This is a genomic window from Rhodococcus phenolicus (assembly GCF_001646785.1).
Lineage (GTDB): Bacteria > Actinomycetota > Actinomycetes > Mycobacteriales > Mycobacteriaceae > Rhodococcus > Rhodococcus phenolicus.
Genome location: NZ_LRRH01000040.1, coordinates 58978 through 79564, shown reverse-complemented (window position 1 = coordinate 79564; position 20587 = coordinate 58978). Strand labels below are relative to the sequence as shown.

The 20587-nt window shown below is 69.9% G+C and carries 20 protein-coding genes and 1 pseudogene; 6 read left to right on the top strand and 15 right to left on the bottom strand.

The genetic code is table 11. The features are described 5' to 3' along the window. Positions 1 to 139: 139 nt before the first annotated feature. Together A8G15_RS12985 and A8G15_RS12980 are read left to right on the top strand one after the other, a co-directional pair. Positions 140 to 475, top strand: a complete 336-nt coding sequence (locus A8G15_RS12985; protein WP_068159771.1) for an ArsR/SmtB family transcription factor — start codon at positions 140 to 142, stop codon at positions 473 to 475. 8 nt (positions 476 to 483) lie between these two features. Further along, complete coding sequence (locus tag A8G15_RS12980; RefSeq protein ID WP_068159850.1) at positions 484 to 912, top strand: Fur family transcriptional regulator; 429 nt, start codon at positions 484 to 486, stop codon at positions 910 to 912. A gap of 12 nt (positions 913 to 924) precedes the next feature. On the opposite strand, the gene A8G15_RS12975 is transcribed toward A8G15_RS12980, so the two are convergent. The 4 genes from A8G15_RS12975 to recO are packed head-to-tail and all read right to left on the bottom strand — an operon-like array spanning position 925 to position 3485. Beyond that, a complete protein-coding gene (locus tag A8G15_RS12975) occupies positions 925 to 1473 on the bottom strand; it encodes a T3SS (YopN, CesT) and YbjN peptide-binding chaperone 1 (RefSeq protein ID WP_068159768.1) in 549 nt (182 codons plus the stop codon). Continuing rightward, positions 1470 to 1889: a hypothetical protein gene (locus A8G15_RS12970; protein WP_156665365.1), complete on the bottom strand. Its 420-nt coding sequence runs from the start codon at positions 1887 to 1889 to the stop codon at positions 1470 to 1472. Before A8G15_RS12970 ends, A8G15_RS12975 begins: the two co-directional genes overlap by 4 nt. Continuing rightward, on the bottom strand, positions 1886 to 2692 hold the full coding sequence (locus tag A8G15_RS12965) for an isoprenyl transferase (protein ID WP_082899861.1): 807 nt from the start codon (positions 2690 to 2692) through the stop codon (positions 1886 to 1888). Before A8G15_RS12965 ends, A8G15_RS12970 begins: the two co-directional genes overlap by 4 nt. After that, a complete protein-coding gene (gene recO / locus A8G15_RS12960) occupies positions 2649 to 3485 on the bottom strand; it encodes a DNA repair protein RecO (protein WP_082899860.1) in 837 nt (278 codons plus the stop codon). The genes A8G15_RS12965 and recO overlap by 44 nt, the downstream gene beginning before the upstream one ends. Positions 3486 to 3626: 141 nt before the next feature. Here recO and A8G15_RS12955 point away from each other — a divergent pair, with 141 nt between their 5' ends. Together A8G15_RS12955 and A8G15_RS12950 are read left to right on the top strand one after the other, a co-directional pair. Beyond that, the gene (locus A8G15_RS12955) at positions 3627 to 5045 is read left to right on the top strand and encodes an amidase (RefSeq protein WP_068159761.1); all 1419 of its coding nucleotides are present in this window, start codon (positions 3627 to 3629) and stop codon (positions 5043 to 5045) included. A gap of 2 nt (positions 5046 to 5047) precedes the next feature. Beyond that, positions 5048 to 5620, top strand: coding sequence for a TetR/AcrR family transcriptional regulator (locus tag A8G15_RS12950; protein ID WP_068159756.1), 573 nt, complete (start codon positions 5048 to 5050; stop codon positions 5618 to 5620). A 26-nt stretch (positions 5621 to 5646) separates the two neighbouring features. Here A8G15_RS12950 and A8G15_RS12945 read toward each other — a convergent pair whose 3' ends face one another. The 6 genes from A8G15_RS12945 to A8G15_RS12920 all read right to left on the bottom strand — a co-directional run bounded on the left by A8G15_RS12945 (position 5647) and on the right by A8G15_RS12920 (position 12934). Then, the gene (locus A8G15_RS12945; RefSeq protein ID WP_068159753.1) at positions 5647 to 7074 is read right to left on the bottom strand and encodes a wax ester/triacylglycerol synthase domain-containing protein; all 1428 of its coding nucleotides are present in this window, start codon (positions 7072 to 7074) and stop codon (positions 5647 to 5649) included. A gap of 145 nt (positions 7075 to 7219) precedes the next feature. Next, on the bottom strand, positions 7220 to 8137 hold the full coding sequence (era, locus tag A8G15_RS12940; protein ID WP_068159750.1) for a GTPase Era: 918 nt from the start codon (positions 8135 to 8137) through the stop codon (positions 7220 to 7222). A 19-nt stretch (positions 8138 to 8156) separates the two neighbouring features. Next, entirely contained in the window at positions 8157 to 9461 is a 1305-nt protein-coding gene (locus A8G15_RS12935) for a hemolysin family protein (RefSeq protein ID WP_068159748.1), read from the bottom strand. Positions 9462 to 9485: 24 nt separating this feature from the next. Continuing rightward, positions 9486 to 10028, bottom strand: a complete 543-nt coding sequence (gene ybeY, locus A8G15_RS12930) for an rRNA maturation RNase YbeY (RefSeq protein WP_068159745.1) — start codon at positions 10026 to 10028, stop codon at positions 9486 to 9488. Between the two features lie 49 nt (positions 10029 to 10077). Then, positions 10078 to 12219 carry a PhoH family protein gene (locus A8G15_RS12925; protein WP_068159740.1) on the bottom strand — a complete coding sequence of 714 codons (2142 nt, stop codon included), beginning with the start codon at positions 12217 to 12219 and terminating at the stop codon, positions 10078 to 10080. A gap of 85 nt (positions 12220 to 12304) precedes the next feature. Continuing rightward, a complete protein-coding gene (locus A8G15_RS12920) occupies positions 12305 to 12934 on the bottom strand; it encodes a TetR/AcrR family transcriptional regulator (RefSeq protein WP_281180649.1) in 630 nt (209 codons plus the stop codon). A 190-nt stretch (positions 12935 to 13124) separates the two neighbouring features. Between A8G15_RS12920 and A8G15_RS12915 the strand changes: the two are divergent. Beyond that, positions 13125 to 14693, top strand: a pseudogene (locus tag A8G15_RS12915) (MFS transporter); the annotation flags it as partial. A gap of 5 nt (positions 14694 to 14698) precedes the next feature. Here A8G15_RS12915 and A8G15_RS12910 read toward each other — a convergent pair. From A8G15_RS12910 to hrcA, 4 genes are read right to left on the bottom strand one after another with little or no spacing between them, the layout of a single operon-like run. Beyond that, positions 14699 to 15460, bottom strand: coding sequence for an alpha/beta hydrolase family protein (locus A8G15_RS12910; RefSeq protein ID WP_068159734.1), 762 nt, complete (start codon positions 15458 to 15460; stop codon positions 14699 to 14701). A 10-nt stretch (positions 15461 to 15470) separates the two neighbouring features. Beyond that, complete coding sequence (locus A8G15_RS12905; protein WP_068159730.1) at positions 15471 to 16232, bottom strand: 16S rRNA (uracil(1498)-N(3))-methyltransferase; 762 nt, start codon at positions 16230 to 16232, stop codon at positions 15471 to 15473. A gap of 9 nt (positions 16233 to 16241) precedes the next feature. Continuing rightward, a complete protein-coding gene (gene dnaJ / locus A8G15_RS12900; protein WP_068159726.1) occupies positions 16242 to 17396 on the bottom strand; it encodes a molecular chaperone DnaJ in 1155 nt (384 codons plus the stop codon). A 44-nt stretch (positions 17397 to 17440) separates the two neighbouring features. After that, a complete protein-coding gene (gene hrcA, locus A8G15_RS12895) occupies positions 17441 to 18484 on the bottom strand; it encodes a heat-inducible transcriptional repressor HrcA (protein WP_068159722.1) in 1044 nt (347 codons plus the stop codon). A gap of 161 nt (positions 18485 to 18645) precedes the next feature. On the opposite strand from hrcA, the gene A8G15_RS12890 reads away from it, so the two are divergent. Beyond that, the gene (locus A8G15_RS12890; RefSeq protein WP_068159719.1) at positions 18646 to 19038 is read left to right on the top strand and encodes a type II toxin-antitoxin system VapB family antitoxin; all 393 of its coding nucleotides are present in this window, start codon (positions 18646 to 18648) and stop codon (positions 19036 to 19038) included. 13 nt (positions 19039 to 19051) lie between these two features. Here A8G15_RS12890 and hemW read toward each other — a convergent pair whose 3' ends face one another. Continuing rightward, complete coding sequence (gene hemW, locus A8G15_RS12885) at positions 19052 to 20275, bottom strand: radical SAM family heme chaperone HemW (RefSeq protein WP_425415090.1); 1224 nt, start codon at positions 20273 to 20275, stop codon at positions 19052 to 19054. Positions 20276 to 20587: the final 312 nt, after the last annotated feature.

Below are 20587 nucleotides of genomic sequence, written 5' to 3'. Positions count from 1 at the left end.
GGTTCGCAACATACGTCGGCGACAAGCCTATCGCCCCCGGCACGGAGCCCGAATTCCGGCGCGGTTGACATGCACATTCGTGCATATCAAAATGGAATCGGTTTGCATTAACAGTACCCGCGCCGTCGAAGGAGAACCGTTGAGCGTCCCTACCGACCAGCACGACTGCCGGGGCGAACATCTCACACCTCCGTCGCAGCACACGCTCACACTCGCCGGCGAGCTGCTGCGCGCACTGTCCGCACCCGTTCGCATCGCCATCGTGCTGCAACTGCGCGAATCCGAACGCTGCGTACACGAACTGGTCGGGGCGCTCGGCGTGACGCAACCCCTGATCAGCCAGCACCTCCGGGTGCTCAAATCGGCCGGTGTCGTGCGCGGGGAGCGGTCCGGCCGCGAAGTGCTCTACCGTCTGGCCGACGACCATCTCGCCCACATCGTCGTCGACGCCGTCGCACACGTCCAGGAAGGTTGATCTCTGCCGTGACCACTGCCCGCAAGCCCGTCGTCGGGGTCCGCTCCACCAGGCAGCGCAGCGCGATCGTGGCCCTGCTCGAGGACGTCGAGGAGTTCCGCTCGGCACAGGACCTGCACGACGCACTGCGCAAGCGCGGCGACGGCATCGGCCTGACCACCGTCTACCGCACCCTCCAGTCGCTCGCGGAGGCCGGCAGCGTCGACGTGCTGCGCACCGACACCGGAGAGTCGCTGTACCGGCGCTGTTCGTCGGGCCACCATCACCATCTGGTGTGCCGCACCTGCGGTTTCACCGTCGAGGTGGACGGACCGGAGGTCGAGCGGTGGTCCCACGAGATCGCCGAGTCCAACGGGTTCGCCGATGTCAGCCACACCGTCGAGATCTTCGGCACGTGCCGCGACTGCGCCGTCGCGGACGGCGAGCAGTCGCGCTGAGCAACGTCCGGCTCAGCCGCAGTCGCAGTCGCCGCAGCCGCACCCCTGGTTCACGGGCAGGCCGTCGGCCTCTCCCTCATCGCTCTCCTCGCCGTCGAACACGCACGCCTCGCCCCCGAGACGGGACGCCAGCACCCGGGCCTCCTCGACGAGCGGCACGATCGCGCCGACCGCACGGACCAGGTGCATCGGCACCAGTGGCGAAGCCGGGACACGCTGTTCCGCGGTGACCCGGTCCTTGTGCAGCACGAACTTGAAATCCGGCCACTCCGACTGCAGGTCGCCGAGCACCTCGGCGGCCCGGGTACGTCCGCCGATCCGCTCGACCAGGAACGTGCGGAGTTCCACCACGGCGTCCTCCGCGTCGACGGACGCGTAGGTCAGCACGTCGGCGAGCCAGATCGGCAGGTCACCGTCTTCGTCCGGCTCCGGCGCCTCGTCGAGGACCTCCGACAGGATCTGCTGCACCGCGTCGCGCAGCGCGTCGTCGTCCTCGGTGTCCACCGGCACGGTCCACTGCTCGTCGACGGCCTGTTCGCCGCTCGTGCGTTCGCTGCTCACTGCTTCCCCTTCTCTCCGGTCGGTTCGACGATCGTGGTGCGGGCGTCCGCCGCACCGCCGAGCACGAGGAGCAGCATCGTCGTCAGCGCCGTGTCGCCCAGGCCGGTCGCCGGGAACGAGTAGCGCAGCACCACGTCGGCGTCGGTGTCGCGCTCGACGGCGTGCACCGACCCGAACTGCACCGCGTCGGCGGCGGACGCGATCCGCGCCCGCAGACCGTCGTCGAGGGCGAGGTCCCAGCCGAGCACGCTGGTCAGCGAGACGACGTCGAGCCCCTCGCTGAGCGTGACCACGCGCAGGGCACAGGGCACTCCGTCGTAGTCGAACCCGAACGAGTCGTCGCCGTCGGCGGACGGCGCGTGCATGTCCACGAACGACGCGAGTGCCGCGCCGATCCGATCCCGCAGTTCGTTCACTTGACCCCACCGAACCTGCGGTCGCGGGAGGCGTACTCGACGCACGCGGCCCACAGGTCGCGGCGGTCGAAGTCGGGGAAATTCTTGTCCTGGAACACGAACTCGGCGTACGCGGCCTGCCACAGCAGGAAGTTCGACGTGCGCTGCTCGCCGGACGGGCGCAGGAACAGGTCCACGTCGGGCATGTCGGGTTCGTCGAGGTACCGCTCGATCGTCGCCTCGGTGACCTTCTCCGGGTCGATCTCGCCGGCCGCGACGCGGCGCGCGATCTCCCTTGCGGCGTCGGCGATCTCGGCGCGACCGCCGTAGTTGACACACATGACGAGGGTCATCACGTCGTTGTCCTTCGTGAGTTCCTCGGCGATCTCGAGTTCCTTGATGACGCTGCGCCACAGCCGGGGTCGACGACCCGCCCAGCGCACCCGGACACCCATCTCGTGCATCTCGTCGCGGCGGCGCCGGATCACGTCGCGGTTGAAGCCCATGAGGAAGCGCACCTCCTCGGGGCTGCGTTTCCAGTTCTCGGTGGAGAACGCGTACGCGGACAGCCACTTGACGCCGATCTCGATACAGCCCTCGACGGTGTCCATGAGCACCGCCTCGCCACGTTCGTGTCCGGCGGTGCGCGGCAGGCCGCGTTCCTGCGCCCAGCGACCGTTACCGTCCATGACGAGCGCGACGTGCCGGGGAATCAACTCGGTCTGCAGAATCGGGGGCCGGGCACCGGACGGGTGTGGGTCCGGAGGCCGGATCGCGCGGTCAGGCGATGCTTGCGGGGCGCGTCGTCGAATCACGGTCCTCATCCTGCCTGACGGCGTCGGCGCCCTGCCCCAGGGCACCGGCGGTCTCGGTCGCCGCGCGGTCGGTGGATCGTTCGACGAGTGGCAGCGTGCGCAGCCGCCGCTCGAGGTGCCACTGCAGGTGCGCGGCGATCAGGCCGCCGGCCTGGCTGCGCACGGCCGGTTCGATCGTCTCGGTGCCGTCCCACCGGCCGTGGTTCAGGGCGTCCATCAGGGCCAGGACACCCGGTGCGGGTGTCGCCGCGCCGGGTGGTCGGCAGTGCACGCACACCGCTCCCCCGGCGGCGACGTGGAATGCGGTGTGCGGGCCGGGCCGGTCGCAGCGGGCGCATCGGCCGATCGCGGGCGCCCATCCGGCGTAGGTCATGGCGCGGAGCAGGTACGCGTCGAGGATCAGGTCCGGTGGACGGATCCGGTCGCACAGGGCACGGAGTGCCCCGACGGTCAGCGCGTGCAGGCGTGGCACCGGGGCGCGTTCCTCGCCGGCGAGTCGCTCGGCGGTCTCGAGGATCGCGCAGGCCGTCGTGTACCGGCTGTAGTCGTCGACGATGTCGGCGGCGAACGCATCGAGGGTCTGCACCTGCGTGACGATGTCGAGCGACCGGCCCGGATGCAGTTGCACATCGATGTGTGCGAACGGTTCGAGCCGCGCACCGAACTTCGATCGGGTGCGCCGCACGCCCTTCGCGACGGCCCGCACGAGTCCGTGCCGCCGGGTGAGCAGGGTGACGATGCGGTCGGCCTCGCCCAGCTTGTGCTGACGCAACACCACGGCATTGTCCCGATACAACCTCACTCCCCGAGTCTGTCATGCGCGACCGACAGCCGAGGTGTCGTGTGCCTTCGTGGCCCGCGGGATCGCCACAAAGGCACACGAGCGGGCTTGCCCGCCCAACTGAAACACGTTACTGTTCGTTCGAACGAACAGGGAGCGCCGATGACCACTTCCAGGGAAGACACCCGCTCGGCCGGCCTGACCGCCGAATCCGCTGCCCTCGCCGCGGGCGCCACCACCTCGCTGCAACTGACACGCGCCGCACTCGACCGCATCGAGTCCGCGCAGGACACCCTCAACGCGTTCCGGGTGATTCGCCGCGAAGCTGCGCTCGCCGAGGCCGGGGAGTCCGACCGGCGACGCGCCGCAGGCGCGCGCCTGCCGCTGCTCGGAGTGCCGATCGCGATCAAGGACGACACCGACATCGCCGGGGAACCCACGGCGTTCGGCTGCGCCGGGGAGTTCCCCGTCCAGGACTACGACGCCGAAGTTGTACGACGTCTGCGCGAGGCCGGTGCCGTCATCGTCGGCAAGACGCACTCGCCGGAACTGGGGCAGTGGCCGCTCACCGGGGGCAGCGCGTTCGGGCACACCCGCAACCCGTGGTCGCGCGAGCACACGCCGGGCGGATCGTCCGGCGGCAGCGCCGCCGCCGTCGCTGCCGGCCTCGTCTCGGCCGCCCTCGGCTCGGACGGCGCCGGATCCGTCCGGATTCCCGCCGCGTGGAGTCACCTCGTCGGCATCAAACCGCAACGCGGGCGGATCTCGATGTGGCCCGACCCCGAAGCGTTCCACGGCCTCACCACCCACGGCGTCCTGGCACGCACCGTCGCGGACGCCGCACTGCTGCTCGACGCGGTGTCCGGCAATCATGCCGGGGACCGGCACCACCTCGACTCGATCACCGTCACCGACGCGGTCGGCCGCGACCCCGGACGCCTGCGCATCGCGCTGGCACTACACGCCCCGTTCACCGCGACCCCCACCCGCCTCACCCCGGAGGTCCGCGCCGGCGTCGACTCCATCGTCGAGGCCCTGCGCGAACTCGGCCACGAGGTCACCGTCGCCGACCCCGACTACGGCATCACGTTCGGACTGAACTTCCTGCCCCGCTCGATGGCAGGTCTCGACGACTGGCTGCACCGGCTTCCCGATCCGTCGCTCGCCGACTCCCGCACCCGCGCGAACGCCCGCACCGGACGCCTGCTCGGTGGTGCACCCCTGCGCGCGGCCCGCGCCTACGAACCGCGGCTGCGGCGGCGGGTCGGGGCCATCTTCGACCGATTCGACGTGGTCCTCGCCCCCACCACGGCGACGCCGCCGCTCCCGATCGGAGCGATCGACGGCATCGGTGGCTGGCAGACCGACAAGGTCATCACCGCCGCCTGCCCCTACGCGTGGCCGTGGAACGTGCTCGGCTGGCCGGGAATCAACGTGCCGGCAGGGTTCACCGACGCGGGCCTACCCATCGGCGCCCAGTTGCTCGGTCACGAGAACGCCGAACCGCTGCTGGTTTCACTTGCCGCGCAACTGGAGTCGTCGCTGCGCTGGCACGACGCACTTCCGGAACGCTGGTGGTGACGATGTCCACGTCGGTCCGCGACCGCATCATCGCCTCGACCCTCCACCTGATCGGCACCGACGGCATCGCCGGAATCACCAACCGGCGCATCGCTGCTCACGCGAACGTCTCGCTCGGCTCGATCACCTACCACTTCCCGAGCCAGCCAGACCTGCTGCGCTCGGCACTGACCACCTTCGTCGCCGAGGAGACCGCCCGGTTGCGCGAGATCGCCGAATCCCATCGCGGGCAAGGCGTGACCCTCGCCGAGGCGGCCGGTTTCGCCGAGCGCGTCGCCGAGGACCTGTCGTTCTCCGCCGAGCGGATCGCACCGTTCGAGCTGTACGTCCAGGCCGGCCGCGACCCCGAGCTGCGCGCGGCCGCGGACCGGTGCTGGGCCGCGTACGACGAGCTGACGGTCGCGATCCTCACCGAACTCGGGATACCGGACCCCGGAACGATCGCGCCGACTCTCGTCGCGACCATCGCCGGGCTACAGCTGCGGCGGCTGTCCACCGGCGGCGGCAGCGACCTGGCCACATCGGTGCTGTTGCTGCTGCAGGGCGCCGCCCTGTCCGCGGCGCACCCGCGGTAGGCCGGTGCGGCGACCGGGCCCCTGTATCAGCGCACCGACACCGTCGCGGGAACGGCCGCCCACAGACGATCGAAGGCGCCCTCGAGCAGAGACTCGTACTTCTCGGGATCCGGCATCACCGCCCGCTTCGTCGAGAACGTCACGTCGAGCGAGTCACCGAGTGTCACCACCGAGTGCATCAGGCCCAGGAGCCGGTTGAGGCAGGGCGCGCTGAAGCCGTCGACCGCGGGACTGTCCCCGAACCGCAGGCAGTCGGCGGTCCCCCGCGCCACGTTCGACATGCTGGTGTTCGTCGGCCCGATCTGGTCGCCCGCCGACGCCACCGCCCTGCGCACGGCACGTCCGATCGAGTAGCGCATGCACACCGACGGCAACGCGTCGAACAGCGATTCGACGGCGATCGATTCCGGGCGCCAGACCCGTTCCTTCTCGCGGGCCGCCGACTCGTGGATCAGGGACAGCCGCGTCAGCGGATCGGACCGGTCCGTGTGCAGATCGACCTGCATGACACTGGTCTTGTTCTCGGCCGCCAGATCGGATCGGGCGGCCAGCGAGACAGGAACCTGGGCGGCCAGCGAATCCGCCGGCGTCTCACCCCGATCCGCGAGATAGGTGTGCATCGCGTCCGACACCACCGCGAGCATCACGTCGTTGACGGTCGTTCCGGTGGCCTGCCCGAGCGCCCGGACGTCCTGCAGTTCGAAACGGACCCGGCCGAACAGGCGGGTGCTGTAGTCCACGACGTTGAACCGGGTCCGCGGACGCCGTGGGCAGGGCTCGACGATCTCTCCGCGGCGCGCCAGTTCACCGAGCGACCGCCGGCCCCTCATCCACCGTCGAACCGCGCCCGCGTACCGCATATAGTCCCGGGGCAGTTTCCCGGCGGCCGCGAACGGACCGGGGATCGGCACCGGCGTACCACCCGCGGACGGTTCGGCCGCCGGATCGTCGAACAGGGCGCGTGCGATCTGCACCGCACCCTTTCCGTCGGTCACCGCGTGGTGGACCCGCAACGCCACGACGGTCGCCCGGTCGGGAAGATCGCCGACGCCGCGCACGTCGGTCAGCACGTGCAGTCCCCAGAGCGGCCGGTCGGCGTCGAGCGGCCGTTCCGCGAGCGAGGCGAACAGCCGGTGCAGGCGGGTGCGTGTCGTCGGCCCGATCCGCTGGAACTCGATGTGATGCTCGGGATCGATCCCGGCCTCGATCCAGTGCGGATAGTCGAGGTCGCCCGGCACCCGGTGCAGGCGCCGGCGCAAGGCCGGGGCCCGGTGTGTGCGCGCGAGGATCCAGTCCACGGCCTCGGCGCGGGTCGCGACGGGCGTTCGCCCGCGTCGTGTATCGAACACATAGAAATGCGTCATGATGCTGGGAGTGTCCCCCCGGCTCGCTTCGTCCCCGTAGACGTACACGGCGTCACGCGCCGCGAGCTCGGTTCCCGACTTCTTGCCCATGGTCTCTTCCCCCGTGAAGTGACTTCGGTTACTCTGTTCGGCTATCGAGTTGTTCGGCCGGGTACGTCCACGTTTAGTGACGCACCCGAACGACCGTACCGTTTCAGAGTCCGGGCCGCGCGGGATGGAAGCCGGTCCCCGTGTGTCAGAAGCCGAGCCGCCCCAGCTGCTTGGGATCGCGCTGCCAGTCCTTCGCGACCTTCACGTGCAGGTCGAGATAGATCTTCACGCCGAGGAGCTTCTCGATCTGGGTGCGCGCCGCGGTGCCGACCTCGCGCAGCCGCGCACCGCCCTTCCCGATGACGATGCCCTTCTGGCTGGGTCGTTCCACGTACAGCAACGCGTGCACGTCGAGCATCTCACCCTGCTTCTCGGTGCGACCCTCCCGCTCGACGACCTCCTCGATCACCACGGCCAGCGAGTGCGGGAGCTCGTCGCCGAGACCCTCGAGCGCGGCCTCGCGGATGAGCTCGGCCATGAGCGTCTCCTCCGGCTCGTCCGTGAGCTCGCCGTCCGGGTAGAACGCCGGCCCGGGCTCCATGTGCGAGGCGAGCACGTCGACGAGCACCTCGACCTGTTCACCCGACGTGGCCGAGACGGGCACCACGTCGGTGTCGGCGCCGAGCAGCTTCGAGACGGCGATCAGCTGTGCGGCGACCTGCTCCTTGCCGACCTTGTCGATCTTCGTGACGATGCCGACCAGCGGGGTCTTCGGCGCGACGTTGCGCACCTGGTCCAGGATCCATCGGTCGCCGGGGCCGATCTTCTCGTCGGCGGGGATGCACAGGCAGATCGCGTCGACCTCCGAGTACGTGTCGCGCACGAGGTCGTTGAGGCGCTGCCCGAGCAGCGTGCGGGGACGGTGCAGGCCCGGGGTGTCGACGAGGATCAGCTGGGCGTGGTCGCGGTGCACGATGCCCCGGATGGTGTGTCGCGTGGTCTGCGGGCGCGACGAGGTGATGGCGATCTTGCTGCCGACCAGGGCGTTGGTGAGTGTGGACTTGCCGGTGTTCGGGCGGCCCACGAAACACACGAAGCCGGAACGGAAGTCGGGGTCGGTCATGCACGCTCCTCGGGGTGGGTCATCTTTCGGGTTCCTCGGCGGGTTCGGGCTCGTCCTCGGCCGGGGCGCGCTGGACGTGCACGGTGTTGATCCGCACCCGGCCGCGCACGTTCGAGCCGCCCTCGCCGCGCAGGATCAGTCCTCGGGTAGTGACCTCCGAACCCGGCAGCGGCACCCGGCCGAGTTCGAATCCGAGGAGGCCACCGACGGTGTCGACCTCGTCGTCGTCGATCTCGACGTCGAACAGTTCACCGAGGTCCTCGACGGGCAGTCGCGCGGACACCCGGTAGACGCCGTCGCCGAGATCCTCGACATCCGGGGTTTCACCGGCGTCGTATTCGTCGGCGATCTCTCCGACGATCTCCTCGATGACGTCCTCGATGGTGACCAGTCCCGCGATGCCGCCGTATTCGTCGACGAGAACCGCCATGTGGTTGCGGTCGCGCTGCATCTCGGCCAGCAGGTCGTCGAGCCGCTTGGAATCCGGGACGAACACCGCCGGCCGCATCACGTCGGCGACCTTGACGCTGCGGCCGCCGTCGCGCGAGTAGTAGGTCTGCTGGACGAGGTCCTTGAGGTACACGACGCCGCGGATGTCGTCGACGTTCTCGCCGATGACCGGGATGCGGGAATGGCCGCTGCGCACCGCGAGGGAGGTGGCCTGCCCCGCGGTCTTGTCCTCCTCGATCCACACCATTTCCGGGCGCGGCACCATCACCTCGCGCGCGGTGGTGTCGCCGAGATCGAACACGGACTGGATCATGCGGCGTTCCTCGTCGGCGACGACCCCGCGTTCCTGCGCGAGGTCGACGAGTTCGCGCAGTTCGATCTCGTTGGCGAACGGCCCGTTGCGGAAGCCGCGGCCCGGGGTCAAGGCGTTGCCGATGAGGATGAGCAGCCGGCCGAGCGGGCCGAACAGCACACCGAGGAAACGCAGCGGAATCGTCGCGGTCAGTGCGATCGGATACGCGTGCTGGCGACCGAGCGTGCGCGGGCCGACGCCGATGACGACGTAGTCGACCAACACCATCACGGTGGCGCTCACGACCAGCGCCCAGGTGCGGTCCAGGACCTCGAGCAACGCGCCGGCGAGAACCACGGTTGCAGTGATCTCGCACAGGATGCGCAGAAGGACCATGAGGTTGACGTAGCGCGGCCGGTCCTCGAGGATCAGCCGCAACCGCTGCGCACCCGGTCGCTCGTCCTTGGCGAGTTCGTCGACGCGGGCGGCGGAGACGGTGTTCAGAGCCGAGTCGACGGCGGCGAACAGACCACCGAGCGGCACCAGGACGACCGCGATCACCACGAGTGCGAGGGCGCTCATGCGTGTATTCCCACGTCGGCCCCGCTACTGCTCGGGATTGTCGGCGAGACCGACCTTGCCGAGGAGCTGCTGGTCGCGGGCGGCGAGGCGGGCCTCGTGCTCGGCGCGGCGCAGTTCCTCGTACCACTCCTCGAGGAGCTGGTTCTGCAGGCCGAACATCTCCTTCTCCTCCTCGGGCTCGGCGTGGTCGTAGCCGAGGAGGTGCAGCATGCCGTGCACGGTGAGCAGGGCGAGTTCGTGGTCGAGGGAATGGCCCGCCTTGACCGCCTGATCCGCCGCGAACGACGGGCACAGCACGATGTCGCCGAGCATCGACGGACCCGGCTCGGGTGCGTCCGGGCGACCGCCCGGTTCGAGCTCGTCCATCGGGAAGGACATCACGTCGGTGGGACCCGGCAGGTCCATCCACCGCATGTGCAGATCGGCCATGGCGTCGGAGTCGACCAACACCATCGACAGTTCGGCGGCGGGGTGCACGTCCATCCGGGCGATCACGAAGCGGACGACGTCGAGCAGGTTCTCCTCGACGACGTCCATCCCGGATTCGTTCGAGATCTCGATGCTCATCGGTGTCGTTCCTTCTGCACTGCGGACTGGTTTCGAAAGTGGGGGTGGCTCACCGGCGCTGCACCCGGTGCTGGGTGGCGCGCCGCTGCGCCCGGTTGCCGATACCGACGTCGCCGGACCGTTCGGCCTCGTAGCGTCCGTAGGCGTCGACGATGTCGGACACGAGCTTGTGCCGCACCACGTCGCTGCTGTCGAGCGTCGCGAAGTGGATTCCGTCGATGTCGTCGAGGATCTCGGTGGCCGCACGCAGGCCCGATCGGGCACCACCGGGCAGGTCGACCTGGGTGATGTCGCCGGTGACCACGATTTTCGAGCCGAAGCCGAGTCGGGTCAGGAACATCTTCATCTGCTCGGCGGTGGTGTTCTGGGCTTCGTCGAGGATGATGAACGCGTCGTTGAGCGTGTTGTGGGTCAGCAGAAAATCCTCTGTGACGTACAGCGAGTCGGCAGCAGCGACCTTGATGCAGACCGCCTCCTCGGTGCCCGCTGATTCGATGCTCTCGACGTAGCGGCGGGGCGCTTTGTGGCCGGCCTCCGAGTACTTCTCGGCCTTTCGCCGGAGCCGGAACGGCGCGCACCCTTCAGGCAGGCGGATGTCGAGGACATGAGCGCCGTGCCGACAGGGCACCTCGCGACCACGGGCGTTTCCGGGCTTTCGGCCTTCGGCAGGACGCGTGCGGCTGTATGCGACCCCGCCCAGCGACTGCACGAGGTAGATGACGTCGTCACGAAGTCGATCGGACACGGTCGTGTACTGGACCCGACATGTACGTCCGGCCTGACTCACGGGTCCGCCGTCGGAGTCGAGTAGCCCTTGCAGAACTGCGAGGCGCACATCGGCCGAATTGTGCAGGTACTCCTTCGGAACGAACTTTGTCGGCGACTTCGAGCCCCAGAGACCGAGCGCCCGCATCGTCTGCGTGACGGGATTCTCGATCGTGACGACCTCGCCCGGCGAAGCGATCCTGTTGAGGATGTAGTCCACGTCCGACTTGCGGCGGGCCACGATTCCCGGGATCGCGGCGACAAGTGCCTCGACCAGCTCCGGGTCGGCGGTCGTGAAACTCGGCGTCGCCACGCCGGCCATGCACCCGTGCCCGATCATCAGACCCAACGCGTACGGATCCAGCGGTACCGGAGCGGCGTCGAACGCCACGGGCGCCGCGAGCACCGGGAGCTCGTATCGGTGGTAGTGCGCGGCGCGCAGGTTGCCGATCATCTCCTTGGCCGCGAGCACCCGCGGCCCCTTGCCGCGCCTACGGTCGGAGCGCGTGTACACCGACCAAAGGTGATCGGTCGAGCAGAGGGTGGACGCCCCGTCTTGCGTGGTCACCCGGACGATGTCCTTGAATCCCTGGGGATAGACGCCGAGTACTTCGGTCGGCCTGCCGTCCGACCCGATCACCGCGTCGCCTACCTTCACATCACCGATCCGGCGGAACCCGTCGGGGGTGAGGACCCGGGTGGACAACGGTTGCGCCCGGCCACGCATGTACGCCAGCGGCGCGACCTCGATGACCCCCGCCTGCATGAGCTTCGGGATCGACTCCGGATCCATCATGTCGTGCAGCGCGTCGTGCAGCGGGCGCAGATAGGGGTCGATCTTCTCGTGCAACGTGCCCGGCAGGAACCCGAGACGTTCGCCCGCCTCGACGGCCGGCCGGGTCAGGATGATGCGGGTGACCTGCTTGCTCTGCAGGGCCTGCACAGCCTTCGCCATCGCCAGGTAGGTCTTGCCCGTGCCGGCGGGGCCGACGCCGAAGACGATGGTGTTGGCGTCGATCGCATCGACGTAGCGCTTCTGGTTGAGCGTCTTGGGCCGGATCGTCTTGCCGCGCCGCGACAGGATGTCCAGGCTCAGCACGTCGGCCGGGGATTCGGACAGTCCCTGGGTGAGCATCCCCACGGTCCGGCGGACCGTGTCCGGAGTCACCCGCTGGCCACGGCCGACGAGGGTGACGAGTTCGCCGATGACCCGTTCGGCGAGCGCGACGTCGGCGGAGCTTCCGGTGAGGGTGACGGAATTGCCTCGCACGTGGATGTCCGCGTCGAGCACGCGCTCGAGCGCGACGAGGTTCTCGTCGGCCGCCCCGAGCAACGGGGCCGCCGCATCCGGCGGCAGGTCCAGACTGGATCGGACGGTGGTCCGTTCGGCATTTCCGGGATCGCGGGTGTCGTCTGATTCACTCACGTGGACGGTACGGCCTGCTTTCGATTCAGCTCCCACACGACGGTCGTCGCGTGCGTGCCAGTCTAGCGCCGGACAGCAGGGACATTCACCGCATTACTCCCGCGGCCGGGTCCCCGGCGTGGTCGCGCAGCCAGCTTCGCGCCTGTTCGACCACCTCCGCGGCACGCTCCGGGGTGACCCCGGCCAGCACGAGAGCACCGAGCGCGATGCTCTCGCCGGAGTCGCGGACGAGGCCGAGATTGGCCTGTTCGAGGGTGGCCATGGTCAGGCCCTCCATCATCCCGACCAGCACCACCGAGGGCAGGTAGCCGGCGAAGATCCCCGCGGCGCGTCCGCGTTCGACGACGTCGAGCGTGCGGGTGCGCACGGGGGCGACGAGATCGGCGATGCACTGCTCGCCCACCTCCTTGCGGGCGAAGGACAGCAGCAACCGGAACCGGTCCCCCACCGGCCAGGTGCGCAGCGCACCGACCGCAAGTGCCAGGTCGGGACCCTCCGGCTCGGCCAGGTCCACTGCGGCTGCCAGTTCCGCGGCGGCGTCGGCCGCGATGCCGTCGACGAGGGCGTCCCGGTTCGGGAAGTGCGCGTAGACGGTGCGGCGGACCACGCCCGCGGCCCGCGCGACGTCGTCCATGCTCGCGTCGGGGTCGGCCGCGAAGCAGTCCATCGCCGCGTCGAGGATGCGCCGGCGGTTCGCGTTCGTCCGGTTCCTCACCGGTGGAACGCGCGAACTCGCGCCCGGTTGCGCGACCGGATCCTGCACGCTGCACCCACCTCTCCTGCCGGACTTCTGTGACCTCGATCAAGTTTAGTTGCACACCCGTGTGCAGAAACTTAAGTTGCACACTGTTGTGCAATTGGTGTCCCGAATCACCTGGCTCCGAAAACACCCCGAGGAGAGGTTCATGACGACAGTCGCCGGCCACCCGGAGGCCACACCCGTACCGCCCTATCCGCGCCGCTGGGCCGGCCTGGCAGTGCTGTGCCTGAGCCTGCTGATCGTCGTGATGGCCAACACCGCGCTGATCGTCGCGGCACCGAGCATGCTCCGCGAACTCGCGCTCACCAGCGCCGACCTGCAGTGGATCATCGACGGCTACACCGTTCCCTACGCGGCGCTGATGCTGCTGTGCGGCGTGCTCGGCGACCGCTACGGCCGCCGAGCCGCGCTCCTGACCGGCCTGGCGATCTTCGCAGGCGGCGCCGTCGCCGGGAGTCTCGCCGACACCGCGACCTCCGTGATCGTCGCGCGCATCGTCATGGGCATCGGCGCCGCGGTGATCATGCCCGCGACCCTGTCCCTGCTCGTGGCCATGTTCCCCGCGGGCGAGCGCGCCCGCGCCATCGCCGCGTGGGCCGCGACGTCGGGTCTCGCCATCGCGCTCGGGCCGCTGCTGGCCGGTTGGCTCCTCGAGAGCCACGCGTGGGGATCGACATTCCTGATCAACGTTCCCATCGCCGCGTTCGCCGCGGTCGCTGCGCTCGTCCTGGTGCCCGCATCGAAGGCCGACGGCCTCACCCGCATCGACTGGATCGGCGGCGTCCTGTCGGTGGTCACCGTCGGCGGCATCGTCTACGCGATCATCGACGGCTTCCACTTCGGTTGGAGCGCCCCGGCTCTCGGCGCGCTCGGCGCCTCGGTCGTCGCCGCGGTTGCCTTCGTCCTCTGGGAGTTGCGGCATCCGCAGCCCCTGCTGAACCTGCGGCGGGTGGCCGACCGCGCGGTCGGCGGGGCGTGCATCGCGGTGCTGCTGCTGTTCTTCGCGACCTTCGGACTCATCTACTTCGTCGCGCAGCAGTTCCAGTTCGTGCTCGGCTACGGACCGCTCGAGACCGGCCTGCGCCTGCTGCCGCTCGCGGCGTCGGTATCGATCGGTGCGGCCTCGAGCGGTCGCCTCGTTCCGCGATTCGGCGCGCGCATCCTCGTGTCCTGCGGCATGGTCGCGACGTCCACCGGGATGCTGCTGCTCGCCGCTCTCGAGCCGGACTCCGGCTACGGCATCTTCCTGGCGTCGCTGCTGCTCGTCGGCCTCGGCATCGGCCTCGCGACGCCACCGGCGACCGACCTGATCATGGGTGGCTTCCCCGACACCGATCTCGGTGCGGCGGGCGGCCTGAACGACACGGCCGTCGAGTTCGGCGGCTCGCTCGGCATCGCGCTGCTGGGCTCGGTCCTGGCGACCTCGTACCACGACGAGATCGCCGGATTCCTGTCCGGACTGCCGCTGAACAACCTCACCGGCGACCTGGCCGACCAGGCGGCACTCGCGCTCGAAGCCGCCGGCGACTCCGTCGGTGGCGCCGCGATCGTCGCGGAGGAACTGGCCGCGAACCCGTTCGCGAAGTCCTACGCCCAGCCGCTGCTGGAGTCGTCGAGCGCGGCGTTCGCCCACGCGATCGTCGATGCCGCACTGGTCGGCGGTGTCGCGTTGGCGGTGGGCACCGTCGCGGTCGCGCTGATCCTGCCCCCGCGATCGCGTCAGACCCGCGCGAGCAGCAGATCCAGCGAAAGGTTCCAGCAGCCGCTGTCCTTGTTCAGGAACGCGAAGTGGTCCTCACCGTGGACGACGTGCAGGGCCACGTCGTCACCCGCCTCGCGAGCGGCCTCGGTATAGCGCGCGGCGATCTTGGCGGGCACCTGCTCGTCCTCGGAACCGTGCACCAGCACGATCGGCCGTCCGATCGGCAACCGGTGCCGCGGCGACGCCGAGCGATACAGCTGCGGGTTCTCCTCGAACGGTTGCCCGAACAGATCCTCGAGGTAGTCGACGCGCCTGCCCCGTTCGCCCGCCGACGCCAGGTCCAGCGCGGCGGCCTGACCGACCACGAGCGACGGGCGCACCGCCGTGTCCTCACCGGCGAGCCACACCGCGAGCTGCCCGCCGGCCGAGTGCCCGACGACCCGCACCTGCGTCGGGTCGAGTTCGACGCCCGCGGCGCGGGCACGCTCCGACACCAGCGTCGCGGTCGCCTCGAGCGCGGCGACGACGTCTGCGGACATCTCCGGCCACCGGCCGCCCGCGCCGAGACGGCGGTACTCGATGTTCCAGGCGGCGACGCCGCGCCGGGCCAGTTCCGTCGCGAGAGGCGTCCCGAGATTGAGGTGGTAGTTGCCGCTCCAGTACCCGCCGTGGATCACCATCACCACCGGCACCGGCCGTTCTCCGGCCGCACCGTCCGGAAGGTAGAGATGACCGAACTGTTCCGGCTCGGGGCCGTAGGCGATGCGGGTACGCGACATGAACGAAACGCTAGTCGAGCGGACGTGCGCCCCAGCGACCGGACAGGACGCCGACCGCGCCGAGCGCCACCGCGGCGGCCGTCGACGTGCGCAACACCGTCGGGCCGAGCAGCACCGGCGTCGCGCCTGCCTCCGTCAACGCCGCGACCTCGCTGTCGTCCAGCCCGCCCTCGGGTCCGACGACCAGCACCAGCTCGGGGGCATCCGCGAGCGGCAACGACGCGAAGGGCGTGGTTGCCGACTCGTGGAGCACCGCGACGACCCCGCCCCGCGCGACCGTCTCACGCACCAGCGCGACGACGCCGGCGGTGCGGGTCAGCGGCGCGACGTCGGGTATGTGCGGCCGGCGCGACTGCTTGGCCGCCGCGACGGCGACGGCCTGCCAGCGGGCCACGCCCTTGCCGGCCTTCGGTCCGTCCCAGCGGGCGACGCACCGCGCCGCCTGCCACGGCACGAACGCGTCCGCGCCGGCTTCGGTCGCGAGTTCGACGGCCAGCTCCGAGCGCTCCGATTTGGGCAGCGCCTGCACCACGGTCACCGAGGGCGACGGCGCGGCCAGTTCCCGGCGTTCCAGGACCGTCGCCTCGAGCCGGTCCTTGGCGACTGCGCTCACCTCGACGTCGGCGACACCGCCGCGACCGTCGGACAGCACGAGCCGCTCCCCGACCGAGATGCGCCGGACCGTCGCGGCGTGCCGGCCTTCCTTCCCGTCGAGCACGGCCACCTCACCGGCGCCGGGCAGCGGATCCAGATAGAACAGGGTCGCGGCCACCGGCGCTGCCTAGCGGGCGCTGAACGCGTCGCGCAACCGGGAGAACAGGCCCCCGGAGTGCTGCGAGTTGTTGGACACGACCTCGGCGCGGTCGCGCTCGTTGTGGCGGCGCAGATCCTCGAGCAGCTTGGTCTGCTTGTGGTCGAGCTTGGAAGGCACGACCACCTCGAGATGGGCGTGCAGGTCCCCGCGGGTGCCCGACCGCAACTTCGGCATGCCGTGCCCGCGCAGCACCGACACCGACCCGGGCTGGGTGCCGGCGTCCACGGTGATCTCGGTGGGACCGTCGAGGATCGTGTCGAACGTGACGGTGGTGCCCAGCGCCGCGTCGACCATCGGCACGCGGATGGTGCAGTGCAGATCGTCGCCGTCGCGGACGAACACGTCGTGCTGCTGCTCGATCACCTCGACGTACAGGTCGCCGGCGGGACCACCGCCGGGTCCGACCTCACCCTGCGCGGCGAGCCGGATGCGCATGCCGTTGCCGACACCGGCCGGCACCTTGACGGTGATGTCGCGGCGCGAACGCACGCGGCCGTCGCCGCCGCACTTGCGGCACGGGTCCGGGATGGTCTCACCGGCACCGCGGCAGGTCGGGCACGGCCGGGACGTCATGACCTGACCGAGGAACGACCGCTGCACGGACTGGACCTCGCCGGCACCGCCGCAGGTCTCGCACAGGACCGGCTTCGAATCGCCGTTCGTGCCCGAGCCGGTGCAGCTGTCGCACAGGATCGCGGTGTCGACGGTGATCGTCTTGGTGACCCCGGTCGCGCACTCGTCGAGCGTCAGCCGCGTGCGCAGCAGCGAATCGGCGCCGGGCTGCACGCGACCACGCGGGCCCCGCGCGCCTCCACCAGCGCCGCCACCGAAGAACGCCTCGAACACGTCGCCGAGGCCACCGAAACCGGCGCCGCCGAAGCCGCCGGCCCCGGCGCCGCCGCCCGACGCCAGCGGGTCGCCGCCCAGGTCGACGATGCGCCGCTTCTCCGGATCCGACAGCACCTCGTACGCCGCGGAGATCTCCTGGAAGCGCTTCTGCGCCGACTCGTCCGGGTTCACGTCCGGGTGATGTTCGCGTGCCAGCTTGCGGTACGCACGCTTGATCTCCTGGTCGGTCGCGTTCTTGGACACGCCGAGCGTCCCGTAGTAGTCCCGTGCCACGTTAGGTTCTCGTCCTTACTTCTCTACACAGATTTGGACGGCGCTCAGCGTTCGCCGAGCACCTCGCCGATGTATCTCGCAACGGCCGCGACCGACGCGATGGTTCCCGGATAGTCCATCCGGGTGGGACCCAGCACACCGAGTCCGCCGAATACGGTACCGGCGGTGCCGTAGCCGGTGGACACCACCGACGTTCCGCGCATCTCCGCGACCTGCGTCTCCTCGCCGATGCGGACGGTGACACGGCCGGCGTCCTGGCTGGCCGTGAGCAATTTGAGGACGACGACCTGTTCCTCGAGTGCCTCGAGGACGGCACGCAGCGAACCGGGTACCCCCGCCTGCACGTCGAAGTCGGCGGCGTTGCGGGTCAGGTTCGCGGTACCCCCGAGAACGAGCCGGTCCTCGGGATGTTCGACGAGAGTCTCCACCAGCACCGTCGCGCAGCGGATCACCGCGTCGCGCAGGTCGTCGGGGGCCTCCTCGGCCAGCTCCGACACGGCGATCGACGCCGCGGCGAGCCGCTTGCCTGCCAGTGCCGTGCCGAACAGGTCGCGCAGGCGCGACAGATCGTCGTCGTCGACGACGTCGCCGAGTTCGACGATGCGCTGGTCGACCCGGCCCGAATCGGTGATCAGCACCAGCAGCAGCCGCGCCGGGGTCAGCGCGACGACCTCGAGATGGCGCACCGACGACGCCGACAGCGTCGGATACTGCACGACCGCGACCTGCCGGGTCAGCTGCGCGAGCAACCGCACCCCGCGACGCAGCACGTCGTCGAGGTCCACCCCGGATTCGAGGAACTGCAGGATCGCGCGGCGTTCGGCGCTCGAGAGCGGCTTGACGTCGGCGATCCGGTCGACGAACTGCCGGTACCCCTTGTCGGTGGGTACCCGGCCCGAGCTGGTGTGCGGCTGCGTGATGTAGCCCTCTGCCTCGAGCACGGCCATGTCGTTGCGAACGGTCGCACTGGACACGCCGAGGTTGTGCCGCTCGACGAGCGTCTTGGAGCCGATCGGTTCCTTGGTGGACACGTAGTCCGCAACGATCGCGCGCAACACCTGGAATCGCCGTTCCTCGGTGCTCGACATCCCCGCCCACCTCCGTCTCTGCCGCCACGCTCGCGGATTCACGCCCACGCGCATCCCGCACGCGGCGCCGCGCGCTGTGTGCCTCGTCGATCCAGTCTAGTCGCCGCGGCGCCGCGGCCCGAGGGCACGGCGCACGCGCGGGTCCCACGTACTGTGAGCTCATGATTTTCAAGGGTGTCCGGGACGGCAAACCGTATCCCGATCACGGCCTGTCGCTGCGCGACTGGTCTCGGATCCCACCGCGGCAGGTCCGGCTGGACGAGATCGTCACCACCACGAAGGTTCTCGAGCTCGATCGGTTGCTGTCGGAGGATTCCACGTTCTACGGCGATCTGTTCCCCCACGCGGTGCAGTGGCAGGGCGTGCTGTATCTGGAGGACGGCCTGCATCGCGCGGTGAGGTCGGCGCTGCGGAACCGCATCGTCCTGCACGCGCGGGTGTTCGACTACGACGCGCTGAGTCCGGGCGGTGAACTCGGCCCGAGCGCCGAGGTTCCCAGCGCCGAGGTGAACTGGGTGGATCTCGACACGGACCTGTCCGACGAACGCCGCTAGACCAGGAACGCCGCTAGACCAGGATCGAGCGGACCACCGCGTCGGCGAGGAGCCGGCCGCGGTCGGTGAGGACCAGACGATCGTCGTGCAGGTCGGCGAGTCCGTCCGCGACGACGGTCCGCGCGGCATCGCGCTCCGACGGCTCGAGCGCCGCCCACGGCAGGCCGCTACGCAGACGCACGGTGAGCATCACGAGTTCGGTGTGGGTGTCGGCGGCGGTGAGCTGCTCGCTGCCGCCGACGGGGAGCCGTCCCTGCGCGAGTGTGTCGGCGTAGCGGGCGGGGTGTTTGACATTCCACCAGCGGACCCCGCCGACGTGGCTGTGTGCGCCGGGTCCGGCGCCCCACCAGTCCCCGCCGTCCCAATACCCGAGGTTGTGTGCGCAGCGCGCGGACGGATCGCCGGCACGTGCCCAGTTGGACACTTCGTACCAGGTGAGTCCGGCGGCTTCGAGGCGCGAGTCGATGCGTTCGTACCGGGCGGCGAGCACGTCGTCGTCGGGCGCGGGCAGTTCGCCGCGACGTACCCGCCGGGCGAGGGCGGTGCCGTCCTCGACGATCAGCGCATACGCCGACACGTGGTCGACACCGGCGGCGAGCACGGCGTCGAGCGATCGGTCGAGGTCCTCGTCGCGTTCCCCGGGGGTTCCGTAGATGAGGTCGAGGTTGACATGGTCGAACCCGGCGGTGCGCGCCTCGCGGGCCGCCGCGACCGGCCGCCCCGGCGTGTGGGTGCGATCGAGCACGGCGAGCACGTGCGACGCGGCGGACTGCATGCCCAGCGACACACGGGTGTAGCCGGCCGCGCGGATCCGGGTGAAGAACTCGGGTCCGGTCGATTCGGGGTTGGATTCGGTGGTCACCTCGGCGCCGGCGGCGAGGCCGAAGCTCGACCGGACCGCGTCGAGCACGTCGGCGAGACCGTCCGCTCCGAGCAGCGACGGGGTGCCGCCCCCGACGAAGACGGTGTCCGCGGCGGGTGCGCCGAGCACGCTCGCGGCGATGTCGAGTTCTCGGCGCAGACCGTCGAGCCAGGACTGTGGTGACGCCGACGACCCGAGTTCCCCCGCGGTGTAGGTGTTGAAATCGCAGTAGCCGCACCGGGTCGCGCAGAAGGGCACGTGCACGTACACACCGAACGGCCGGCTGCCGACTCCGGTACGTGCCGCGACCGGGAGTTCGAATCCGTCGTCGGTCCCGGTTCCGTTGCCCGTTCTCGTCTCACTCACAGCGTCCAGTGTTCCAGAGCCGGAAGAGGCGCCACGCGGCCGTGGGGCGATGACCTCGGTATTTCCCGCGATTCGGGTGGAAATACCGTCCAGGATTCGGATTCGCCCCCGTGACATGGCACAATGGTCGCCATGACCGGACTCGGAGTGCGACTCGTGGCTCGCCGCCACGTCGACTTCAAGCGCGTCTGCGCGTCCTGCTGTCAGGCTTGTGCCGCCTGTTCCTGCGCCGACTGTCGGTAGTCACCACCCGTAGCCAGTCGGCACCATCCCGGCAATCCCCCAGATCCTGCCGGGTCGAGGCGTGTCTGCGCGAGGTAC